Here is a 2,222-nt window from a genome sequence, read left to right as displayed (position 1 = left end):
GAGATCGCGCAGGTGATGGACACCACGGTGGCTGCGGTCGAGTCCCTGCTCAAGCGCGGTCGCCAGCAGCTTCGCCAGCTGCTGCGCAAGCACGAGCGCGACATCCGCACCGCATTTACCGACTGCTAACCATAAAATTGGCTCTGCGAAAATTTTCGCGCCTGATCTGCTTGCGCTCCGTCGTTTGAGCGAACGGACGGGGCTGCGGTCCGCGTCGTCAATCGTCTTCAACGATGCGGCACGCCATGCCCATCAGCACAGGAGCTTCCAATGCCCGCAATCAACACCAATACGGCCGCCAACGCCGCGGTCCGCTATCTCAACATCAATTCCGCGCAGGAGAGCAGCTCGCTCTCGAAGCTGTCGAGCGGCTCGCGCATCACCTCGGCGTCCGACGACGCCGCCGGCCTTGCGATCTCCACGCGCATCTCCTCGGACGTCACCACGCTGCAGCAGGCCGCGACCAACGCCTCGCAGGCCACCGCGATCCTTCAGACAGCCGACGGCGGCGCCTCGAACATCTCCGACATTCTCGCGCGCATGAAGTCGCTGGCCTCCGAATCGGCCTCGGGCACCACGACCGACTCCAGCCGCGCCTATATCCAATCGGAATTCTCGCAGCTCAACGACGAAATCGACTCGATCTCGACCGGCACCCGCTACTCCAGCCAGAGCCTGCTCGACGGCACCAGCGTGTTTTCGTCCGGCGTGTCCGTGCTGGTCGGCTCGGACGGCTCCGACACCATCACCATCACGCTGACCAGCCTGACGGCGTCGTCGCTCGCCGTCACCTCGCTCGACGTCAGCACCCAGTCCGGCGCGACCTCGGCGCTCGACGCCCTCGATACCGCGATCGACACGGTCTCCGCCGCGCGCGCCTCGATCGGCGCGCAGGAGTCGCGGTTCAACTTCTCGTCGGATTCGATCTCGACCCAGACGCAGAATCTCCAGTCGGCAAACTCCGCGATCAAGGACGTCGATATCGCGGCCGAGCAGTCCAAGCTGTCGTCGGCCGAGGTGAAGACCCAGGCTGCGGTGTCGGCGCTGGCCGCCGCCAATCAGATGCCGCAGTACCTCCTCAAGCTCCTCGGCTAAGGCGCCGAGCCGAAACGATCGTCATACCAGGCCGGCGTGATGCCGGCCTGGTCCACCTCGCGATGAATCGGGCAGCACAGTGACCAGCGTCAGTTCGAGCACCAGCAGCACGAGCTCCTCGGCCGCGTCGGTCACGACCAGTGGAACCACCAATTCGAGCAGCATCGATTGGACCGCGCTGATCCAATCCGCCGTCGACGCCAAGACCGCGCAGGCGACGACGATATCGACCACGATTACCAACAACGAGGCCAAGATCACGGCCTATCAGACGCTCCAGAGCGATCTGAAGACGTTGTATTCGGGGCTGGCGTCGCTTTCGACTGCGGTGGTCAACTCGCTTTCCAGCAGTGCATTTGCGACGCGCGCGGCGAGCATCAGTTCCACCGGCGACGTGAGCGCCTCGTCGGCGCTCTCCATGACCATCAAGAGCGGGGCGGCGGTCGGCGACCACACGCTGACGATCAGTCAGCTCGCCACCGCGCAGAAGGTGGCCGGTACGTCGCAGTCGAGCCAAACCGACGAGCTCGGCTACTCCGGCACGTTTTCAATCGGCCTTGAGGGCGGCAGCACGGCCGACATCAGCGTCACCAGCACGATGTCGCTTCAGGACATCGTCGACACCATCAACGCCCAGACCTCGACCACCAATGTGCAGGCCTCGATCGTCCAGGTCTCGAGCGGGTCCTATGAGATGGTGCTGACGGGAACCGAAGATGCGGCCGACATCAGCTATTCGAGCACGTCCGGCGACGATATCCTGAACAAGCTCGGTGTGACCGACAGTTCGGGAAGCTTCGCCGACGTGCTCCAGGGGGCGCAGGCCGCCGAATTCACGCTCGACGGCATCGCGATGAGCCGCGACACCAACGACATCTCCGACGTCCTGAGCGGGGTCACCTTCAGCCTGCTCCAGGAGACGCCGGACGGAGCGACGCTGAACATCAGTATCGAGACCGACACCAGCCAGATCGAATCGACGCTGGAGACGTTCGTCACCAACTACAACACCTTTCGCGACGAGGTGATTGCCCAGCAGGCGACCGACACGGACGGCACGGCGTCCTCGAGTGCGGTGCTGTTCGGCGACGGAACCATGCGCGAGATCATGGATCAGCTCCAGGCTG

At 64.1% G+C, this 2,222-nt stretch carries 2 protein-coding genes and 1 pseudogene; all 3 read left to right on the top strand.

The window, feature by feature from the left end; all coding sequences use genetic code 11:
• Nucleotides 1-129 (top strand): annotated as a pseudogene (locus ACXJL8_RS39320) (RNA polymerase sigma-70 factor); the annotation flags it as partial.
• A gap of 141 nt (nucleotides 130-270) precedes the next feature.
• Nucleotides 271-1,095, top strand: a complete 825-nt coding sequence (locus ACXJL8_RS39315; protein WP_456617999.1) for a flagellin — start codon at nucleotides 271-273, stop codon at nucleotides 1,093-1,095.
• 79 nt (nucleotides 1,096-1,174) lie between these two features.
• Nucleotides 1,175-2,222: flagellar filament capping protein FliD (fliD, locus tag ACXJL8_RS39310; RefSeq protein WP_456686839.1), on the top strand; the 1,048-nt coding region annotated here is incomplete at its 3' end.

The sequence above is a fragment of the Bradyrhizobium sp. P5_C11_2 genome (assembly GCF_054049755.1).
The sequence above is the reverse complement of the archived record's forward strand: the minus strand, read 5'-3'. Positions and strand labels throughout refer to the sequence as shown.